Genomic DNA, 19,174 nt, shown 5'->3' with positions numbered 1-19,174 from the left:
GGTCCACTGGACCGTAGACCCTCACAACCATGACGGGCTCCCCTGCCGCACCACCTGGAGGGCGTACCGTGCACCGCCGGCACAACGGGCTCAAGACCGCCGTACTCCTCGGCGGGCTGTCCGCACTCATCATCGTCATAGGAAGCTCCTTCGGCCGGGGCGGCCTGATCGTGGCCGTCCTCGTGGCCCTGGGGACGAATGCGTACGCGTACTGGAACAGCGACAAGCTGGCTCTACGCGCGATGCGCGCCCGCCCCGTCAGCGAGTTCGAGGCTCCCGCGCTCTACCGCATGGTGCGCGAGCTCTCCACGTCCGCGCGCCAGCCCATGCCACGGCTCTACATCTCGCCCACCGAGGCGCCCAACGCCTTCGCCACCGGCCGCAACCCGCGCAACGCCGCGGTCTGCTGCACCGAGGGCATCCTGCGCATCCTCGACGAGCGCGAGCTGCGCGGGGTCATCGGCCACGAGCTCAGCCACGTCTACAACCGCGACATCCTGATCTCGTCGGTGGCCGGCGCCCTCGCATCGGTGATCATGTTCCTGGTGAACTTCGCCTGGCTCATCCCGATCGGCCGCTCGAACGACGACGAGGGCCCGGGCATCCTCGGCATGCTGCTGATACTGATCCTCGGCCCGCTGGCCGCCTCCGTGATCCAGCTGGCCATCAGCCGCTCGCGCGAGTACGAGGCAGACGCCTCCGGCGCCCAGCTGACGGGGGACCCGCTGGCCCTGGCCAGCGCCCTGCGCAAGCTCGACGCGGGCACCAAGCAGCTTCCGCTGCCCCCCGAGCCCCGGCTGGAGACGGCGAGCCACATGATGATCGCCAACCCCTTCCGCCCCGGCGAAGGATTGTCCAAGATGTTCTCGACACACCCCCCCATGGCCGAGCGCATCGCCCGGCTCGAACAGATGGCAGGCCGTAGGCAGTGAAGACCATCCTCAACCTCATCTGGCTCGTACTCAGCGGCATCTGGCTGTTCCTCGGCTACTGCCTCGCGGGTCTGATCCTCTGCATCACCATCATCGGCATCCCCTTCGGGATAGCCGCCTTCCGCATCGCGGTCTACGCCCTCTGGCCCTTCGGCTACACCACGGTCGAGCGGCGCGACGCGGGCGCGGGATCCGCCATCGGCAACGTCCTGTGGCTGATCCTGGCCGGCTGGTGGCTCGCGCTGGGCCACATCTTCACCGGCATCGCGCTCTGCATCACGATCATCGGCATCCCGTTCGGCATCGCCAACTTCAAGATGGTCCCGCTCTCCTTGCTTCCCCTGGGCCGCGAAATCGTCCCGACGGACGCCCCGTTCGCCTCTCGGTAGGCAGTTGCAGGCCCTGTGCGGGGCGGCGGAGAACCTCTCCGCCGCCCCGTCGGCACATCGAGGCCGGCCGGGTTTTCCACAGGCCGGGGCGAATGTCAGTGGGGTCGGTCACCATGAACGCATGAACGAGACCGAGCAGTTGCTGGAGCAAGTCGCAGACCGCGTGCGCAACTCCGCGCAGGGGCGAGGAAAGCCCCTGCCGGCGCCGCTGGCCGCCGGGGAGCGGGCCCGGGCCGAGCTCATACTCGGCTTCGCCCTGCCCCCGCTGCTCGCCGCGCTCTACACGCGCATCGCGGACGGCGGATTCGGCCCCGAGTGCGGGCTGCTGCCGCTGGGTCAGGCCGTGGGGATGTATGAGGCGCAGCGCGCCTCGGCATGGCGCTGGCCGGAGGGCGTGCTGCCGATAGCCGACTTCGGCTGCACCACGTACATCTGCGTCGACTGCCGCTCGGAAACAGCCCAAGTGCTGATGTTCGACCCGAGTCTCGGGGAGCCGGACCTCGCCTGGTCCATCGACACCCCGAGCCTGGCCGGCTGGCTGCGCGGCTGGCTGGACGGCACCGCCTGGTTCTGTTTCGAGTCCGGCCTGGGGGAGGAGTCCGACCTGGAATTCACTCCCTGGGAGGAGTTCAGATCCCGGATCTGAGCCGCCCGCGCACCCCGTAGGCCAGCGCGCCCAGCGCCAGCACCACGGCGCCCGCGACCGCCGAGGCGAGGGGCAGCGCGCAGGCCAGCACCACACATCCGGACAGCCCGACCGCTGCCACGGCCCGACCCTTGACACCTGAATCGAGAGTCCACGCGGAAGCGTTCGCGATCGCGTAGTAGGCCAGCACTCCGAAGGAGGAGAAACCGATCGCGCCCCGCAGATCGGCGGTGGCCGCGAGCACCGCCACGACCGCGCCCACTGCCAGCTCGGCATGGTGCGGCACCTGATGACGCGGATGTACGGCGGCCAGCGCGCGGGGGAGATGGCCGTCCCGGGCCATCGCCAAGGCGGTCCGTGAAACACCGAGTACGAGGGCCAGCAGCGAGCCCAGCGCGGCGAGGGCCGCACCCACCCGGACGACCGGGGCCAGTTCGGGCACGCCGGCCGCCCGCACCGCGTCGGCCAGCGGTGCCGCCGACTCCGCCAGCCCGCCGGAGCCGAGCACCGACAGAGCCGCCACCGCCACGGCGGCGTACACCAGCAGCGCGATCCCCAGCGCGAGCGGCACCGCCCTCGGGATCGTCCGCTCCGGGTCGCGCACCTCCTCGCCCAGGGTGGTGATCCGGGCATAGCCCGCGAAGGCGAAGAACAGCAGGCCCGCGCCCTGCAACAGTCCGACGGCGGACCCGTCCGAGCCGCCGAGCCGCCCCGCCTCGGCCGCGTCGGACGACAGGGACACGACCACCACCACGGCCAGCACCGCCAGCACCGCCGCCACGATCAGCCGGGCGAGCCGGGCGGACTTCTGCACACCGCCGTAGCTCGCGGCGGTCAGGGCCACCACCGCCGCGACGGCCACGGCATGCTGCTGCCCGGGCCAGACGTACGCGCCGACGGTCAGTGCCATCGCCGCGCAGGAGGCCGTCTTGCCGATCACGAATCCCCAGCCGGCCAGATAGCCCCAGAAGGGCCCGAGCCGCTCGCGCCCGTAGACGTAGGTGCCGCCGGAGGACGGGTACCGGGCGGCGAGCCGCGCCGAAGAGTGCGCGTTGCAGTAGGCGACGAGAGCCGCCAGCGCCAGCGCCGCGAGGAGCGCACCGCCCGCCGCCCGCGCCGCCGGGGCCAGGGCGGCGAAGATGCCGGCGCCGACCATCGCGCCCAGTCCGACGACCACGGCGTCGAAAACTCCGAGGGTCCGCTTCAGTTGCTGTTCCACGCGCGGAGGGTAGCCGCCCTAGCTGACGCCTTCCTTGCCGGGGAGTGGCATCCGTGTGCGCTCCCACCCCTCCAGGGCCGTCAGGCAGGCGTGGTCGAGATGCCGCAGCCCGCTCAGATCGAGCCGGATCACCCGCCCGCGCGGCACCGCCTCCAAGGCGTCCAGGGCATCGAGCAGCTTGGGCAGCCGCAGGAAGCTGGCGTTCCCCACGACCCGGACGCACAGCTCCTCGCCCTCCCACACCTCCTCGATGTGCACGTGGGAGGTCTCCCAGGCCGCCTTCGCGATGGCGAGCCCCAGCCCGACCAGCACGCCCTCGAAGAGGTTGGTGGCCACGATCGCTCCGGCCGTGGCCAGCAGCACCACGGCCTCGCCCCGGTGCGTCCGCCACAGCGAGGCGACCGCCCGGGCCGGCAGCAGCTTCCAGCCCGCGTGCAGCAGCACCCCGGCCAGCGCGGCCAGCGGAACGATCTCCAGCGCCTGCGGGAAGGCCACTGCGAACAGCAGCAGCCAGCCGCCGTGCAGCACCCGGGCGGACCGGGTGCGGGCCCCGGCCTCCACATTGGCGGCGCTGCGCACGATCACGGCGGTCATCGGCAGCGCCCCGAGCAGCCCACACACACTGTTGCCCACGCCCTGGGCGATGAGCTCCCGGTCGTATTCGGTCCTCGGTCCGTCGTGCATGCGGTCCACGGCGGCAGCGCTGAACAGCGTCTCGGCGGAGGCGATCAGCGCCAGCGCGATCACCGTCCCGATCGCCCCGGCGGAGGCCAGCGTGCCGAAGTCGCCCCAGCCGGGCGGGGACACGGCATCCAGCACCCCCGTCACCCGCACCTTCTCGACGGGCAGCCGCAGCAGGGCCGCGACAGCGGTGGCGGCCGCCACCCCGGCCAGTGCCCCGGGTACCAGGCGCAGCCGCTCCGGCATCCGGCGCCAGGCCGCCATGACGGCGATGGTCCCGGCCCCGAGCGCGACCGCGGCCCAGTCGGCCTGTGTTCCGAGCGTATGGACACCGCCCAGCTTCGCCAGGGTCTGTCCCGGAGCCTCCACGCCGCCCAGGGCGTACAGCTGCCCGGAGATCAGGACCAGCCCGATCCCCGCCAGCATCCCGTGCACGACGGCCACGGAGATCGCCCGGAACCACCGCCCGAGCCGGAGCACCCCCATGCCCAGCTGCACCGCCCCCGCGGCCAGCACCAGCACCCCGAGCGCGGGCAGGCCGTACGACCGCACCGCCTCGTACACCAGCACGGTGAGCCCGGCCGCGGGTCCGCTCACCTGGAGCGAGCTGCCCCGGAACCAGCCGGTGACCAGCCCGCCGACCACCCCGGTGACGATCCCCAGCTCGGCCGGCACCCCGGAGGCGACGGCCACCCCCACACAGAGGGGCAAGGCGACCAGCGCGACGACGACCGACGCCCCGAAGTCTGCGCGAAACGTGCCGGCCCCAGGCATGCGAGAACCCCCCTGCCAAGCGGTGATGGATGCCACCCAGCCTGGTGGGCGCACCCGTCCCCGCCCAGTGCGCACAGAGGCCCGCGGTGGCGCACGCGCCGCTCACGCCCCGCACACACGCCCGCGCCCCGGAACGCCGCGGCCCGGCGGTCGGTGAAGACCGCCGGGCTGGCGTGCGGGCAGATCGCGGACCTGGGTCAGCGGTAGTTCACGAACTGGATCGCGAAGTCCAGGTCCTTGCCCTTGAGCAGCGCCTGGACCGCCTGCAGGTCGTCACGGCTCTTGGAGCTGACGCGCAGCTCGTCGCCCTGGACCTGGGCCTTGACGCCCTTGGGGCCCTCGTCCCGGATGATCTTCGCGACCTTCTTGGCGTTCTCCTGGGAGATGCCCTCCTCGATCGTGGCGAAGATCTTGTACTCCTTGCCGGACAGCTGCGGCTCGCCGGCGTCCAGCGCCTTCAGCGAGATCCCGCGCTTGACCAGCTTGGTCTCGAAGACGTCGAGGACGGCCTTGACGCGCTCCTCGGAGTTCGCCTCCATGAGGATCTTCTCGCCGGACCAGGCGATCGTGGCGCCGGTGCCCTTGAAGTCGTAGCGCTGGGAGAGTTCCTTGGCGGCCTGGTTGAGGGCGTTGTCGACCTCCTGCCGCTCGACCTTCGAGACGATGTCGAAACTGGAGTCGGCCATGTGCTGTGGCTCCTTGAAGTCGAAGGTGATCGCCCCGGAGGGCGCGGCCGGACGTCCCCGGCACGCTTCGCAAAGCCTAGCCACCGCACCCACCCGCGGTGCTGATCAATCCGGTGGCGGAGCACCCCCGGTCATCAGGTATCGTTTACGTCGTTGCCACAGAGCACCGCCCCAAAGCGGCCTCACCGGCGACATCCCATGGCGGTGTGCCCGAGTGGCCAATGGGAGCGGACTGTAAATCCGTCGGCTTAGCCTACCCAGGTTCGAATCCTGGCGCCGCCACGCGATGTGAGACCCCCGTTACTTGTAGCGGGGGTCTTCTCGCATGGTCGCGGGCTCCGGGAGAGACGCCTGCCAGGACCATGAGGTGCGGCGGGGCGGTCCGGGAGGGACAGGCGGCCCGCCGACCAGAGGAGGGCCTCCGTGGGCGGGCCCTGCGGGGAGTCCGGGAAGAGGCGGGCCAGGACCGGCGCGCACAGGCCGGGCGGGGGACGCCAGGGGAGGGCGAGGCCCTGGGCGATGTCGTACGTGTGGAGCAGCAGCTCCGCCACGCCCATCGCCGCGAAACCGCCCGGATCGCAGGGCCCCCAGTGCCAGGCCCGGTCCCCGGGATCCGCGGCTGTGATCGCCGCGCGCAGCAGGCGGGCGCTCGCCGACACCACCGTCAGTACCTCGGCCGGGGGAGTGCCGGGGCGCACCCGCAGGTCCAGGGGCAGGTACGCCGACGGGGCCCGGGAGGCCACCTGGGCGGCGTAGGCCGTGAGGTCGTGCGCGATGTGGGCCGCCGTCGTCCAGCAGGACCAGTCGAGGGAACCGGCCGGCACTTGCCAGTCCAGCCCGGTGTGCGGGGCAAGGGCCGACACCGCTTCGGCTGCCGCCCGTTCGACGTCCGGGCCCGTCATCGACCGCATCGTCGGCGTCTCCTGTTCGTTCTCCGGGGGTGAAGTGGACATCTGACACGCGGGGGAAAGTAGGCGGCGGGGTGCTCATGGCCCTGCTCGGCGCCGGGATTCCGGCTCTGGTGGGAGCCGCGCTCCACCCGAGCGTGGGGGAGCCGTACCAGGAGACCCGGCTCTATTTCGGCACGGAACGCATCGACGGCCGGGGCGCGGTCGGGGAGCAGGAGTTCATGCGGTTCCTGGACCGCGAGATCACCCCGGCGTTCCCGGAGGGGCTGACCCTGCACGACGGGTACGGCCAATGGCGGGGCCAGGACGGCAAGGTCGTCCACGAGACCTCGTACGAGGTGGTGCTGCTGTACCCGGAGAAGGAGGCCGACGCGCGCAACACGCGCATCGAGCGGATCCGGGAGGCCTACGAGGACCAGTACCGGCAGGACTCGGTCGGACGGTCCGACGACAAGGTCAGCGCCGGGTTCTGACGCGACCGGCACCGCGGCCGACGGCCCGTCAGTTGCCCGCCACGTCCTTGACGGCCACCGGGACCGGGGTCGAACCGGAGGTCAGCTCCAGCGTCAGGCCCGCCGTGGCCGGGGTCTCGACCAGCTCGGCCAGCACCGCCGCCACGTCGTCGCGCGGGACGGACCCGCGGCCCGTCCGAGCCTCCAGGCGGACCAGGCCCGTCCCCGCGTCGTCGATCAGCCCACCGGGGCGCAGGACCGTCCACTCCAGGCCCAGGCGGGTGCGGACGTGGTCGTCGGCCTCGCCCTTCGCCCGCAGATAGGCGTCGAAGACCTCGTCGCCCTCGTGGTGCGCGTCCGCGCCCATCGAAGAGACCATCAGGAAGCGGCGTACGCGCGCCCGTTCGGCCGCGTCGGCGAACAGCACCGCCGCGCCCCGGTCCACGGTGTCCTTGCGTCCGATGCCGCTGCCGGGGCCGGCGCCCGCCGCGAAAACGGCCACGTCGGCGCCCTGCAGGATCCCCGCCACATGTTCCACCGAGGCCGACTCCAGATCGCACAGCACCGGTTCGGCGCCCGCCTCCCTGAGGCCGTCGCCCTGTGCCGGGTCGCGGATGATGCCCGCGACCTCGTACCCGCGCGCGGAGAGCAGGCGCTCCAGCCGCAGCGCGATCTGACCGTGTCCACCCGCGATGACGATGCGCATGACCCGACCGTACGACGAGCCGGGCGCCCCCGCCCGCGAACGCACGGGGAACCTCAGGGACCAGGCTCCGTACGGCCCTGCCGGGGCAGGTCCAGGGCCACTGCCACGGCCGAGTCGCAGTACTCCCGTACGGCACTCGTACGGGCTACCACCCGCCCGCGGTGGATCACGATGCGGCTGTACGCGAGGGACAGCACCCCCGCGATCCGATCCCCGCGCACGGCGAGCAGTTCCGCGGGGAAGCCGGCCTCCACGCGGACCTCCGGCAGGCCCATGGCCTCGCGGGCGGCGCTGCTGATCGACTCGTAGGCCTCGCCGGCCCGGAGCCCGCCCTGGGAGGCCAGCAGGTAGGCGGCCTCCAGGGGGTCGCCGCGGCCGACCGGGTTCCCGGCGTCCCGCAGCGCCCCGCTGCCCGCCGAGACCCGGACCCCGGCGGCGCGCAGCAGCCGTACGGGGGCGGTGCGCAGGCCGCGGCGTTCCAGGGCCGCGCAGTCGCCCTGGGGCAGGCAGGTCACCCGTACGCCGGCCGCCGCCAGCTGGTCGGCGGCGCGGGTCGCCGCGTCCAGCGGCAGCCGGGAGAGCCCGCCGCAGGGGCCGATGGTCACCCCCGGGCGGAGCCCGCCGGCCATCGCCGCGAGCCGGGCCAGGCGGGCGGGGTCGTCACCGTCCGTGTGCAGGTCCACGGGGCAGCCGTGCTCGTCGGCGAGTTCCAGGACGGCTTCGAGGAAGCCTGTGGGGTCGGGGTCGAGGTCGGGGCAGCCGCCGATGACGGAGGCGCCCATCTTGACCGCGTCGCGCAGCATGGCGAGCCCGTCCGCGCCGGCCACCCCGGTCAGCAGCCGGGGGACGGCCACGGTGGTGAGGTCGGTGAGTCCGCGCAGGGAGCGGCGGGCCTGGAGGACGGCCTCCATGGGGCCGAGGCCGTGCACGTCGCCGATGCGGACGTGTGAGCGTACGGCGGTGGCGCCGTGGCCGAGCTGGAGCAGGGCGGCCTCGGTGGCCCGGCGCTGGACCTCGTCGGGGGTGTACGAGACGGGCCCCTCGCCGTCGGCGGTCAGGGCGGTGTCCCCGTGGGCGTGGGGCTCGGCGGGGGCCGGCAGGAGCAGGTAGCCGCCGAGGTCCACCCGGGACAGCGCGGGGGCCGGGAGGCTGCCGGCGGTGCCGACGGCCTGGATCCGGCCGCCGCTGAGGCGGACGTCGACGGTACGGCCGTCCGTGAGGCGGGCCCCGGCGAGCAGCAGGGTGGTGGCCTCGGCGGCGGCCGCGTTGCCCGGGCCGTGGGCGGAACCGGGGCCTTGGCCTGCGCCGGCTCCGCGGAGGTGTGAGGGGCCGTGTGCGGGTCCGTGCCCGCCGCCCTCGCCGCGGCCGCTGCGCGGGGAGTGGAACGGCTGCTGCGGCTGGCTGTCGGACATCGCGCTCCTGCGGTGGCTCGGGCGGTTCCTGGGCCCCCGGCCGCGGCCTGCGGCCCAAGATCACGCAGCGTGCTCAGAGCCTAGGGCGCGGGGAAGCCCGCTTCACGGAAGAGCGCAATAGTCGTACCGGTGTGGTGCCCACGCGCCTCGGCGCTCGCGCGTGCGCCGCACGGCCGGGCGTCGCCCGCCCCGGGGCGGTGTGAGCCCGCACACAAAACGGCCCGGAAGCGGGCGGGGAGCCTTGGCCGCGCTGATCAAGAAAGGCTTCCGAACCCCCTCGGAGCCCTGTCCCCGCAAAGGATTTGGGCGATCGGCGGGCAACCGTGTAATGTCTTCATCGCTCGCCCCAATAGCTCAGTCGGTAGAGCGTCTCCATGGTAAGGAGAAGGTCTGCGGTTCGATTCCGCATTGGGGCTCTGGTGAGAGAGGCCCCCCACCCTCGGGTGGGGAGTCGATCACATCAAAGCGGCGTAGCTCAGTCGGTAGAGCAAGCGGCTCATAATCGCTGTGTCACCGGTTCAAGTCCGGTCGCCGCTACACACAGTAGCCGATTGCGGGGTCGGTCTCCCGATCGGCTACTCTTTTATGCGTTCATCCGTCCCATAGTCCGTCAAGGAGCACTCACGTGGCTGCCACCGACGTCCGCCCGAAGATCACGCTGGCCTGCGTGGAGTGCAAGGAGCGGAACTACATCACCAAGAAGAACCGGCGTAACAACCCGGACCGTCTTGAGATGAAGAAGCACTGCCCGCGCTGCAACTCGCACACCGCGCACCGCGAGACCCGCTGACCCCAGCGAAGTCTCGAATATAGGCACCGTCATGAGGTCGTCCCCTTCAATGGGGGACGGCCTCGTGTCGTTTCCACGGCTGGTGGGTCAGCGCACCTGTCTGCACCTGTCTTTGTGTCATTTGTGTTCCTTCAGCAGGAGGTAGTGAGTCATGGCTCTCGACCAGTCCTTCGTGGGGCGGAGCTACCCGCCCACCGATCCGTACGAGGTCGGCCGGGAGAAGATCCGCGAATTCGCGGTGGCGGTGGGTGACGCCAATCCCGTCTACACCGACCCCGAAGCCGCCAAGTCCTTCGGCCACCCCGATGTGATCGCTCCGCCGACTTTCGTGTTCGCGATCACTTTCGCGGCCGCCGGGCAGGTCGTCGCGGACCCGCAGCTGGGGCTGGACTACAGCCGCGTCGTGCACGGTGACCAGAAGTTCGCGTACTCCCGCCCCGTGCGTGCGGGTGACCGGCTCTCGGTGACCTCCACCATCGAGGCCGTGAAGTCGATGGCCGGCAACGACATCATCGACATCCGCGGCGAGGTCCACGACGCGTCCGGCGAGCACGTGGTGACGGCCTGGACGAAGCTCGTCTCCCGCGCCCCCGAGGAGGCCTGACATGGCAGCGCAGATCAAGTACGCGGACGTCGAGGTCGGCACGGAGCTGCCGGCGGCGTCCTTCCCCGTGACGCGCGCCACGCTCGTCCGCTACGCCGGTGCCTCGGGCGACTTCAACCCGATCCACTGGAACGAGAAGTTCGCCAAGGAGGTGGGCCTGCCGGACGTGATCGCGCACGGCATGTTCACCATGGCCGAGGCGATCCGCGTGGTCACCGACTGGGCCGGCGACCCGGGCGCGGTGGTCGAGTACGGCGTGCGCTTCACCAAGCCGGTCGTGGTCCCGAACGACGACCGGGGCGGCCTGATCGAGGTGACGGCCAAGGTTGCCGCCAAGCTGGACGACAACCGCGTCCGCGTCGACCTGACGGCCATGAGCGCCGGCCAGAAGGTGCTGGGCATGTCCCGCGCGGTGGTCGAGCTCGCGTAAGCGCGCGGTGGTCGAACTCGCGTGAGGGCGGGGGCGGGGCGTTCGCGCCCCGCCCACCCCGGAACTCCACCGCGCAGCCGAGCCCCTTGCGTAGTTAGTGATTGAGTACTAACTTAGAACGCATGGCAAGGATGAGCGCAGAAGAGCGGCGCGAGAGCGTCATCCGCGCGGCGATGCACGAGTTCGCCCGCGGTGGCTACTACGGGACCTCCACCGCGGCGATCGCCGAGCGGGTGGGCGTCTCGCAGCCGTACCTCTTCCGGCTGTTCCCGAACAAGCAGGCCATGTTCCTCGCCGCCGCCGAGCGGTGCATGCGCGACACCCGCGAGGTCTTCGCCGAGGCCGGCGAAGGGCTGCAGGGCGAGGAGGCCACGAAGGCCATGGCGAACGCCTACACCCGGCTCATCGCCGAGGATCCCGACAAGCTCCAGATGCAGCTCCAGATGTACGTCACCGTCGCCGCCGCCGAAGCGGCCGGGGACCACGAGCTCGGCGAGCTCGTCCGCAAGGGCTGGATGGAGCTGTGGGACACGGTCCACGTGCCCTTCGGCGGCGACGCGAAGGAGACCACGACCTTCATGGCGTACGGGATGTTGATCAACACCCTCGCCGCCATGGGCTTCCCGCCCGAGCACCGGGTCTGGGAGGGGCTCTACCCCGAGGCCCAGAGCAAGGGCCGCCTGGAGAAGTGAGGGCGCGCCGCCTGTCCGGCGGCCCACTCATGCGCGCGAAAGTTAGTCAGCAATAACTAACAATCCTCAGGGGGAATCGTGAAGACAACCGTGAACACGCAGGATCCGGACCAGACCAAGCTCCGCGGGCCCGCCGTCTGGGCCCTCGTCCTCACCGGCGTCGCCAGCTTCATGGCCGCCCTCGACAACCTCGTCGTCACCACCGCCCTGCCCGCCATCCGCGCGGATCTCGGCGGCAAGCTCGAGGACCTGGAGTGGACGGTGAACGCGTACACGCTCACCTTCGCCGTCCTCCTCATGCTCGGCGCCGCCCTCGGTGACCGGTTCGGGCGCCGGCGGCTGTTCATCGCCGGGCTCACCGTCTTCACCGGCGCCTCCGCCGCGGCCGCCCTCTCGCCCGGGATCGACGCGCTGATCGCCGCCCGCGCCGTGCAGGGCGTCGGCGCCGCGATCATGATGCCGCTCACCCTGACCCTGCTCACCGCCGCCGTCCCCGCCGCCCGGCGCGGTATGGCCCTCGGCATCTACGGCGCCGTCACCGGCCTCGCCGTCGCCAGCGGTCCCCTGATCGGCGGCAGCCTCACCGAGCACATCTCCTGGCAGTGGATCTTCTGGCTGAACGTCCCGATCGGACTGGCGCTGATACCCCTCGCCCGGCTGCGCCTCGCCGAGTCCACGGCCCCCGGCGCGCGCCTCGACATCCCCGGCACCCTGCTCATCAGCGGCGGCCTCTTCGGGATCGTCTACGGCCTGGTCAACGCGAACTCCGAGGGCTGGACCAGCGCCCCCGTGCTGACCGGTCTGATCGCGGGCAGCGCCCTCGTCGGCGGCTTCATCCACCACGGCTTCAACAACGCCAACCCCATGCTCCCCATGCGGCTCTTCCGCAACCGCGGCTTCCTCGGGATCAACGCGGCCAGCCTGCTGATGTACCTCGGCATGTTCGGCTCGATCTTCCTGCTCGCCCAGTTCCTCCAGGGCGTCACCGGCTACTCGCCCACCGAGGCCGGGCTGCGCATGCTCCCCTGGACCGGCATGCCGATGCTCGTCGCCCCGGTAGCCGGGATCCTCTCCGACCGGATCGGCGGCCGCCCCGTCGTCGCCACCGGGCTGGCGCTCCAGGCCCTCGGCCTCGGCTGGTTCGCGATGATCCTCGAACCGGACGTCTCGTACGCGGCCCAGCTGCCCGCGCTGATCCTCAGCGGCATCGGCATGGCCCTCTACTTCGCCCCCGCCGCCAACGCCGTGATGTCCACCGTGACCCCCGCCGACCAGGGCAGGGCCTCCGGCGCCAACAGCGCGCTGCGCGAGGTCGGCGGAGCCCTCGGTGTGGCCGTCCTGGCCTCGGTCTTCTCCGCCCAGGGCGGCTACGAGTCCCCGCGGGCCTTCACCGACGGCACGATCCCCGCCCTGTGGATCGGCGCCGCCGCGGTCGCCCTGGCCGCCGGGCTCGCGTTGCTGCTGCCCCGCCGGTCCAAGGCCGCCGCCGAGCCGGCCCACGCCGAGCCGGCCCCCGCCCCTGCCGGGACCCCGGACAAGATCCCCGCCATCCGGTAAATGTACTACCCAAAAGGCGACTAAGACCCTTACCATCCTCATAGTCCGTACGAACGAACGACGGAGGAGCCAGCCATGCCCGACATCCCGTGGTCCACCCCCACCCAGGCCGCCCCCGACGCCGAGGTCTACGTCATGGCCTCCCGCTTCGAGACCGCCACCCTCCCCGGGGCCGTCAAGTTCTTCCTCAAGGCCCCCGGCATCATCGGCCAGATCCGCAAGGCCCCCGGCGCCCACGGCGTCGCCCTGCGGGCACGCGTCCTCGGCCGGACCTTCCTGACCCTCTCCGCCTGGCAGGACCGGGACGCGCTCTACCGTTTCGCGGGCAGCGAGCCCCACCGCTCCAGCTCCCGCGCGGCCAGCGCCTACATGAAGGAATCGGCCTTCACCTTCTGGACCGTACGGGCCTCCGAACTGCCCATTACCTGGGCCGAGGCCGAGCGCCGCCTGGCCGAGGAGAAGACGAGCTACTGAGCCCCTCGGGCGAGTACGGTCCGTGGCCCCGCCGGGATGCGAGCGGCACGGACCGTACTCTTGTCCACGTGCAGGAACTCCACGACGCCCCCCTCGCCCCGCTGACCACCTTCCGCCTCGGTGGCCCCGCCGCCCGGCTGGTCACCGCGACCACCGACGCCGAGGTGGTCGCCACCGTCCGCGCCGCGGACGAGAGCGGCACCCCGCTCCTGGTCATCGGCGGCGGCAGCAACCTGGTCATCGGCGACCAGGGCTTCGCCGGCACCGCCCTGCGCATCGCGACCACGGGCTTCACCCTCGACGGCACCACCCTGGAGCTCGCCGCCGGCGAGAACTGGTCCGACGCCGTCGCCCGCACCGTCGAGGCCGGGCTCGCCGGGATCGAGTGCCTCGCCGGAATCCCCGGCTCGGCCGGCGCCACCCCGATCCAGAACGTCGGTGCGTACGGCCAGGAGGTCTGCGACACCATCACCGAGGTCGTCGCCTACGACCGCGTCCGCCGCGAGACCGTCACGCTGAGCGCCGCCGAGTGCGGGTTCTCGTACCGGAACAGCCTCTTCAAGCACGAGCCCGAGCGCTACGTCGTCCTGCGCGTCCGCTTCGACCTGGAGGACGCCGGCGGGCTCTCCGCGCCGATCAAGTACCCCGAGACCGCCCGCGCCCTCGGCGTCGAGGCCGGCGACCGGGTCCCGGCCGCCACCGCCCGCGAGACCGTGCTGCGGCTGCGCGCCGGCAAGGGCATGGTCCTCGACCCCGCCGACCACGACACCTGGTCGGCCGGCTCCTTCTTCCACAACCCGATCCTGACCGACGAGGCCTACGCCGCCTTCCTCGCCCGCGTCCAGGACCGCCTCGGCACCGAGACCACCCCGCCCGCCTACCCCGCGGGCGACGGCCGTACGAAGACCAGCGCCGCCTGGCTGATCGACAAGGCCGGTTTCACCAAGGGCTACGGCACCGGCCCCGCGCGCATCTCCACCAAGCACACCCTCGCCCTCACCAACCGCGGCGAGGCCACCACCGAGGACCTCCTCGCCCTGGCCCGCGAGGTCGTCGCGGGCGTCCACGCGGCCTTCGGCGTCACCCTGGTCAACGAGCCGGTGACGGTCGGCGTCAGCATCTGAGGAGCCCCGGCCGCCCATGCTCTGTCCCCTGCACGGGGCCGGTACGGACCCCACCCGCCTCGTGGGGCGCACGCTCAGCCGAGTCGTCGCGTCCTGGCACATCAGCGACGGCGAGCGCTCCGAGGCTCCCCTCGACGTCTGGCTGATCGACAGCGTCGGCGACTCCATCCGCATCACCACCGGGTCCGACCAGTGCCTCATCGTCGAGTCCTCCGCGCCGCACGAGCCGTACGACATGGGGGAGTGGGGCCGCATCGAGGTCGGTGAGGACCTCGGCGACCACCCCTTCCTGCGGCACCTCGGCGAGACCGTGGCCTCGGTCGCCGAGTTCGCGCTGCCCGAGCAGGGCCGCACCCACTTGGAGATCGGCTTCCCCGACGGGGGCCGGGTGCGCGCCGACTGCTACGAGGGGGACCTGCGGCTCACGAGGTGAGCCAGTGGTCGATCCCGGCCAGCAACTTCTCCTGTACGTCGGCGGGCGCGGCCGAACCGCGCACCGACTGGCGGGCCAGCTCGGCGAGCTCCGCGTCCGTGAAGGCGTGGTGGCGGCGGGCGATCTCGTACTGCGCCGCGAGCCGGGAGCCGAAGAGCAGCGGGTCGTCGGCGCCGAGTGCCATGGGCACCCCGGCCTCGAAGAGGGTGCGCAGCGGGACGTCCTCGGGGCGCTGGTAGACGCCGAGGGCGACGTTGGAGGCGGGGCAGACCTCGCAGGTGACCTGCCGGTCCGCGAGGCGCTTGAGGAGGCGCGGGTCCTCGGCGGCCCGGACGCCGTGCCCGATGCGGGAGGCGTGCAGATCGTCGAGGCAGTCGCGGACGGAGGAGGGGCCGGTGAGCTCGCCGCCGTGCGGGGCGGCGAGGAGCCCGCCCTCGCGGGCGATGGCGAAGGCCCGGTCGAAGTCGCGGGCCATGCCGCGGCGCTCGTCGTTGGAGAGGCCGAAGCCGACGATGCCGCGGTCGGCGTAGCGGACGGCGAGGCGGGCCAGGGTACGGGCGTCGAGCGGGTGCTTCATGCGGTTGGCGGCGATCAGCACGCGCATCCCGAGGCCGGTCTCGCGGGACGCGGAGTCGACGGCGTCGAGGATGATCTCGACGGCCGGGATCATCCCGCCGAGGAGGGGGGCGTAGGAGGTGGGATCCACCTGGATCTCCAGCCAGCCGCTGCCGTCTCGTACGTCCTCCTCCGCGGCCTCGCGCACGAGGCGACGGATGTCCTCGGGCTCGCGGAGGCAGGAGCGGGCGGCGTCGTAGAGCCTCTGGAAGCGGAACCAGCCGCGCTCGTCGGTGGCGCGGAGCTTGGGGGGCTCGCCGGCGGTGAGGGCGTCCGGGAGGCGGACGCCGTACTTGTCGGCCAGCTCCAGGAGGGTCGATGGGCGCATCGAGCCGGTGAAGTGCAGGTGCAGGTGGGCCTTTGGCAGAAGCGTGAGATCGCGGAGGTGCTCCATTCAGCGATCCTGCCGTACCGCTGCGCTCGGCGGGAGGGGATTTTACCTATCGGGGGCTTGCCCGAACGTGAGCGCGGGGTCGGGGCGGGGGAGCGGCCCGCTGCGTGGAGCCTCCCGGGGCTCTGCCCCAGCGCGGGCGAGTTGCCCGTAGGGCAATTTCAGCCCCGCCGGCGTTTGAGGCGCGGGTCCGGGCGGAGACCGGGAAGCCCCGCGCAGCGGCAGCTCCCCCGGCCCGGACACGCCTGAGCGGCGCCACCCCCCGTGGGGGAGACGCCGCTCAGGGATGGTGCTGCGGGCCGCGTCAGGCCTTGGCCTCGGCCAGGAGCTTCTGGATGCGGGACACGCCCTCCACCAGGTCCTCGTCGCCCAGGGCGTACGAGAGGCGGAGGTAGCCGGGGGTGCCGAAGGCCTCGCCCGGGACGACCGCGACCTCGACCTCGTCGAGGATCAGGGCCGCGAGCTCGACGGAGGTCTGCGGCCGCTTGCCGCGGATCTCCTTGCCGAGGAGGCCCTTGACCGACGGGTACACGTAGAACGCGCCCTCGGGGGTCGGGCAGACCACGCCGTCGATCTCGTTCAGCATCCGCACGATGGTCTGGCGGCGGCGGTCGAAGGCGGTGCGCATCTCGTGGACGGCGTCCAGGTTGCCGGAGACGGCGGCGAGCGCCGCGACCTGGGCCACGTTGGAGACGTTGGAGGTGGCGTGCGACTGCAGGTTGGTCGCGGCCTTCACGACGTCGCGGGGGCCGATGATCCAGCCCACGCGCCAGCCGGTCATCGCGTACGTCTTGGCGACGCCGTTGACGACGATGCACTTGTCGGCCAGCTCGGGGACGATCGCCGGGAGGGAGACGAACTTCGCGTCGCCGTAGACGAGGTGCTCGTAGATCTCGTCGGTGAGGACCCACAGGCCCTTCTCCGCGGCCCAGCGGCCGATCGCCTCGGCGTCGGCCTCGCTGTAGACGGCGCCCGTCGGGTTGGACGGGGAGACGAAGAGGACGACCTTGGTGCGCTCGGTACGGGCCGCCTCGAGCTGCTCGACGGAGACGCGGTAACCGGTGGTCTCGTCGGCGACGACCTCGACCGGGACACCGCCGGCGAGGCGGATCGACTCCGGGTACGTGGTCCAGTACGGGGCCGGGACGATGACCTCGTCGCCCGGGTCCAGGATGGCCGCGAAAGCCTCGTAGATCGCCTGCTTGCCACCGTTGGTGACCAGGACCTGCGACGCGTCGACCTCGTAGCCGGAGTCGCGCAGGGTCTTCGCGGCGATCGCGGCCTTGAGCTCGGGCAGGCCGCCGGCGGGCGTGTAGCGGTGGTACTTCGGGTTGCGGCAGGCCTCGACCGCGGCCTCGACGATGTAGTCCGGGGTCGGGAAGTCGGGCTCGCCCGCGCCGAAGCCGATCACCGGGCGCCCGGCGGCCTTGAGGGCCTTGGCCTTGGCGTCGACGGCGAGGGTGGCGGACTCGGAAATGGCGCCGATACGGACGGAGACGCGGCGCTCGGAGGAAGGCGTTGCAGAGGTCATGCGAGCAATCGTCCCAGACGGCCCAGAAGCGCCGCACACCGTTTCAGTTAGCGGACCGGGGGATACCGGTTCACGGCCGGGACGGGTTCTGTTCGACGTCAGGGCCCGGTTCACGTACACTCACCTGTCGTTGGACCTCGCCAGCCGCTGCAAAGCGTGAGCACTCCGTGCACTCGCCCGGATGCGGTAGGTTGGGGGACGCAAAGGGTCGTAGCTCAATTGGTAGAGCACTGGTCTCCAAAACCAGCGGTTGGGGGTTCGAGTCCCTCCGGCCCTGCTCCACACTCCTCCTCGGATGTGTGTGCGCAGGTACGTACTTCGATGCAACGCCGTGCGGCGCAACCGGGCGCGCTACGGCCACGACCCGGATTCAGGTGAGAGACGTGACGGACGCCCTGGGCTCCATCGACATGCCTGACGCCGAGGACGAGACGCGCGAGAAGAAGGCCCGCAAGGGCGGCAAGCGCGGCAAGAAGGGCCCTCTGGGTCGGCTCGCGCTGTTCTACCGCCAGATCGTCGCGGAACTCCGCAAGGTTGTATGGCCCACTCGCAACCAGCTCACGACGTACACCACCGTGGTGATTGTCTTCGTCGTCATCATGATCGGTCTGGTGACCGTGATTGACTATGGGTTCCAGGAAGCCATCAAGTTCGTCTTCGGCTGATCCCCGCGGAGGGCGGCGCCTTGATGGGTGCCGCCCGTTTTCGCATGTTCCACCACCTTTTGTATCCAGGAAGAAGCAGCCACCGTGTCTGACCCGAACCTGAACGCGAGCCACGACTCCGTCGAGTCCGTCGAGGACGCGCTCGACATCGTCGAGGCGGCGGACGCTGTGGACCCTGACGAGGCCGAGCGCGCCGACGCCAAGGCGGGTGTCGCCGCCGAAGAGGCCGCGCTGCACGTCGAGGAAGAGGGCGACCTCGAGGCTGAGGTCGAGGACGACGCCGAGGAAGAGCCGGTTGCCGACGACGCCGAGGTCGAGGGCGACGCCGAGCTCGAGGCCGCGGCCGACGAGGCGGCCGAAGAGGCCACCGAGGTCGAGCCCGCCGAGCCCGTCGACCCCATCCAGGCCCTGCGCGACGAGCTGCGCCTCCTCCCCGGCGAGTGGTACGTGATCCACACCTACGCCGGCTACGAGAAGCGCGTGAAGGCCAACCTGGAGCAGCGCGCCGTCTCGCTGAACGTCGAGGAGTTCATCTACCAGGCCGAGGTGCCCGAGGAAGAGATCGTCCAGATCAAGAACGGCGAGCGCAAGAACGTCCGGCAGAACAAGCTGCCCGGTTACGTTCTCGTCCGCATGGATCTGACGAACGAGTCCTGGGGCGTCGTCCGCAACACGCCTGGCGTCACCGGCTTCGTCGGCAACGCGTACGACCCGTACCCGCTGACCCTGGACGAGATCGTCAAGATGCTCGCGCCGGAGGCCAAGGAGAAGGCCGAGAAGGCCGCCGCGGAGGCCGCCGGTCTGCCCGCGCCCGCCGTCAAGCGCACCATCGAGGTCCTGGACTTCGAGGTCGGCGACTCGGTCACCGTCACCGACGGCCCGTTCGCGACGCTGCAGGCGACGATCAACGAGATCAACCCGGACTCGAAGAAGGTCAAGGGCCTCGTCGAGATCTTCGGTCGCGAGACCCCGGTCGAGCTCAGCTTCGACCAGATCCAGAAGAACTGATCCACCTCTTCTGAGACTCAGCTTCCGGACAGGTCAGACCGCCCCCCAAGGGCGG

General features: G+C 71.6%; 22 protein-coding genes and 4 tRNA genes. 18 read left to right on the top strand and 8 right to left on the bottom strand.

The genetic code is table 11. The features are described 5' to 3' along the window. Positions 1–68 precede the first annotated feature (68 nt). The 3 genes from htpX (at position 69) to ACGFYU_RS36100 (ending at position 1,967) form a co-directional block, all read left to right on the top strand. Positions 69–932: a zinc metalloprotease HtpX gene (htpX, locus tag ACGFYU_RS36110; protein ID WP_393831544.1), complete on the top strand. Its 864-nt coding sequence runs from the start codon at positions 69–71 to the stop codon at positions 930–932. Then, a complete protein-coding gene (locus ACGFYU_RS36105) occupies positions 929–1,321 on the top strand; it encodes a YccF domain-containing protein (RefSeq protein WP_393831533.1) in 393 nt (130 codons plus the stop codon). Before htpX ends, ACGFYU_RS36105 begins: the two co-directional genes overlap by 4 nt. Before the next feature lie 121 nt (positions 1,322–1,442). Then, positions 1,443–1,967 carry an SMI1/KNR4 family protein gene (locus ACGFYU_RS36100; protein WP_393831532.1) on the top strand — a complete coding sequence of 175 codons (525 nt, stop codon included), beginning with the start codon at positions 1,443–1,445 and terminating at the stop codon, positions 1,965–1,967. Here ACGFYU_RS36100 and ACGFYU_RS36095 read toward each other — a convergent pair. From ACGFYU_RS36095 to ACGFYU_RS36085, 3 genes are all read right to left on the bottom strand, one after another. Further along, a complete protein-coding gene (locus ACGFYU_RS36095) occupies positions 1,951–3,186 on the bottom strand; it encodes an APC family permease (protein WP_393831531.1) in 1,236 nt (411 codons plus the stop codon). The genes ACGFYU_RS36100 and ACGFYU_RS36095 overlap by 17 nt on opposite strands. Positions 3,187–3,204: 18 nt before the next feature. Then, positions 3,205–4,641, bottom strand: coding sequence for a SulP family inorganic anion transporter (locus tag ACGFYU_RS36090; protein ID WP_393831530.1), 1,437 nt, complete (start codon positions 4,639–4,641; stop codon positions 3,205–3,207). 197 nt (positions 4,642–4,838) lie between these two features. After that, positions 4,839–5,327, bottom strand: a complete 489-nt coding sequence (locus ACGFYU_RS36085) for a YajQ family cyclic di-GMP-binding protein (protein WP_030030284.1) — start codon at positions 5,325–5,327, stop codon at positions 4,839–4,841. Positions 5,328–5,527: 200 nt separating this feature from the next. Here ACGFYU_RS36085 and ACGFYU_RS36080 point away from each other — a divergent pair. Continuing rightward, positions 5,528–5,609 (top strand) — tRNA-Tyr (locus ACGFYU_RS36080). Here ACGFYU_RS36080 and ACGFYU_RS36075 read toward each other — a convergent pair. Beyond that, complete coding sequence (locus ACGFYU_RS36075; RefSeq protein ID WP_393831529.1) at positions 5,576–6,280, bottom strand: maleylpyruvate isomerase N-terminal domain-containing protein; 705 nt, start codon at positions 6,278–6,280, stop codon at positions 5,576–5,578. The genes ACGFYU_RS36080 and ACGFYU_RS36075 overlap by 34 nt on opposite strands. A 35-nt stretch (positions 6,281–6,315) precedes the next feature. Between ACGFYU_RS36075 and ACGFYU_RS36070 the strand changes: the two genes are divergently transcribed. Beyond that, positions 6,316–6,708 carry a DUF3574 domain-containing protein gene (locus ACGFYU_RS36070; RefSeq protein WP_393831528.1) on the top strand — a complete coding sequence of 131 codons (393 nt, stop codon included), beginning with the start codon at positions 6,316–6,318 and terminating at the stop codon, positions 6,706–6,708. Positions 6,709–6,736: 28 nt separating this feature from the next. On the opposite strand, the gene ACGFYU_RS36065 is transcribed toward ACGFYU_RS36070, so the two are convergent. Then, complete coding sequence (locus tag ACGFYU_RS36065) at positions 6,737–7,393, bottom strand: SDR family oxidoreductase (protein WP_393831527.1); 657 nt, start codon at positions 7,391–7,393, stop codon at positions 6,737–6,739. Between the two features lie 53 nt (positions 7,394–7,446). Further along, positions 7,447–8,805 carry an amidohydrolase family protein gene (locus ACGFYU_RS36060; RefSeq protein ID WP_393831526.1) on the bottom strand — a complete coding sequence of 453 codons (1,359 nt, stop codon included), beginning with the start codon at positions 8,803–8,805 and terminating at the stop codon, positions 7,447–7,449. Between the two features lie 343 nt (positions 8,806–9,148). Here ACGFYU_RS36060 and ACGFYU_RS36055 point away from each other — a divergent pair. From ACGFYU_RS36055 to ACGFYU_RS36010, 10 genes are all read left to right on the top strand, one after another. After that, positions 9,149–9,221, top strand: a tRNA-Thr gene (locus ACGFYU_RS36055). 48 nt (positions 9,222–9,269) lie between these two features. Beyond that, positions 9,270–9,342: transfer RNA gene (locus ACGFYU_RS36050), tRNA-Met, on the top strand. Between the two features lie 88 nt (positions 9,343–9,430). Further along, positions 9,431–9,595: a 50S ribosomal protein L33 gene (gene rpmG, locus ACGFYU_RS36045; RefSeq protein ID WP_003956487.1), complete on the top strand. Its 165-nt coding sequence runs from the start codon at positions 9,431–9,433 to the stop codon at positions 9,593–9,595. A 151-nt stretch (positions 9,596–9,746) separates the two neighbouring features. Further along, on the top strand, positions 9,747–10,199 hold the full coding sequence (locus ACGFYU_RS36040; RefSeq protein WP_393831525.1) for a MaoC family dehydratase N-terminal domain-containing protein: 453 nt from the start codon (positions 9,747–9,749) through the stop codon (positions 10,197–10,199). 1 nt (position 10,200) lies between these two features. Further along, entirely contained in the window at positions 10,201–10,629 is a 429-nt protein-coding gene (locus tag ACGFYU_RS36035) for a MaoC family dehydratase (protein WP_393831524.1), read from the top strand. Between the two features lie 122 nt (positions 10,630–10,751). Then, positions 10,752–11,321 carry a TetR/AcrR family transcriptional regulator gene (locus tag ACGFYU_RS36030; protein ID WP_393831523.1) on the top strand — a complete coding sequence of 190 codons (570 nt, stop codon included), beginning with the start codon at positions 10,752–10,754 and terminating at the stop codon, positions 11,319–11,321. Between the two features lie 78 nt (positions 11,322–11,399). After that, positions 11,400–12,878, top strand: coding sequence for a DHA2 family efflux MFS transporter permease subunit (locus ACGFYU_RS36025; protein ID WP_393831522.1), 1,479 nt, complete (start codon positions 11,400–11,402; stop codon positions 12,876–12,878). Between the two features lie 75 nt (positions 12,879–12,953). Further along, entirely contained in the window at positions 12,954–13,352 is a 399-nt protein-coding gene (locus tag ACGFYU_RS36020) for a DUF3291 domain-containing protein (RefSeq protein ID WP_393831521.1), read from the top strand. A 68-nt stretch (positions 13,353–13,420) separates the two neighbouring features. Beyond that, positions 13,421–14,476 carry a UDP-N-acetylmuramate dehydrogenase gene (locus ACGFYU_RS36015; RefSeq protein ID WP_393831520.1) on the top strand — a complete coding sequence of 352 codons (1,056 nt, stop codon included), beginning with the start codon at positions 13,421–13,423 and terminating at the stop codon, positions 14,474–14,476. Positions 14,477–14,492: 16 nt separating this feature from the next. Further along, on the top strand, positions 14,493–14,909 hold the full coding sequence (locus ACGFYU_RS36010; RefSeq protein WP_393831519.1) for a hypothetical protein: 417 nt from the start codon (positions 14,493–14,495) through the stop codon (positions 14,907–14,909). Here ACGFYU_RS36010 and ACGFYU_RS36005 read toward each other — a convergent pair. Both ACGFYU_RS36005 and ACGFYU_RS36000 read right to left on the bottom strand, forming a co-directional pair. Beyond that, entirely contained in the window at positions 14,899–15,918 is a 1,020-nt protein-coding gene (locus ACGFYU_RS36005; protein WP_393831518.1) for an adenosine deaminase, read from the bottom strand. The genes ACGFYU_RS36010 and ACGFYU_RS36005 overlap by 11 nt on opposite strands. Before the next feature lie 301 nt (positions 15,919–16,219). Further along, the gene (locus tag ACGFYU_RS36000; protein ID WP_393831517.1) at positions 16,220–17,446 is read right to left on the bottom strand and encodes a pyridoxal phosphate-dependent aminotransferase; all 1,227 of its coding nucleotides are present in this window, start codon (positions 17,444–17,446) and stop codon (positions 16,220–16,222) included. A 204-nt stretch (positions 17,447–17,650) separates the two neighbouring features. Here ACGFYU_RS36000 and ACGFYU_RS35995 point away from each other — a divergent pair. The 3 genes from ACGFYU_RS35995 (at position 17,651) to nusG (ending at position 19,119) form a co-directional block, all read left to right on the top strand. Then, positions 17,651–17,723: transfer RNA gene (locus ACGFYU_RS35995), tRNA-Trp, on the top strand. 106 nt (positions 17,724–17,829) lie between these two features. Continuing rightward, positions 17,830–18,111, top strand: a complete 282-nt coding sequence (gene secE / locus ACGFYU_RS35990; protein ID WP_030825982.1) for a preprotein translocase subunit SecE — start codon at positions 17,830–17,832, stop codon at positions 18,109–18,111. An 84-nt stretch (positions 18,112–18,195) separates the two neighbouring features. After that, positions 18,196–19,119, top strand: coding sequence for a transcription termination/antitermination protein NusG (nusG, locus tag ACGFYU_RS35985; RefSeq protein WP_393831516.1), 924 nt, complete (start codon positions 18,196–18,198; stop codon positions 19,117–19,119). Positions 19,120–19,174: the final 55 nt, after the last annotated feature.

It is taken from the genome of Streptomyces sp. NPDC048337 (genome assembly GCF_043201175.1).
GTDB lineage: Bacteria > Actinomycetota > Actinomycetes > Streptomycetales > Streptomycetaceae > Streptomyces.
Note: the sequence above shows the minus strand (reverse complement) of the source record. Positions and strands in the feature narration are given on the sequence as shown.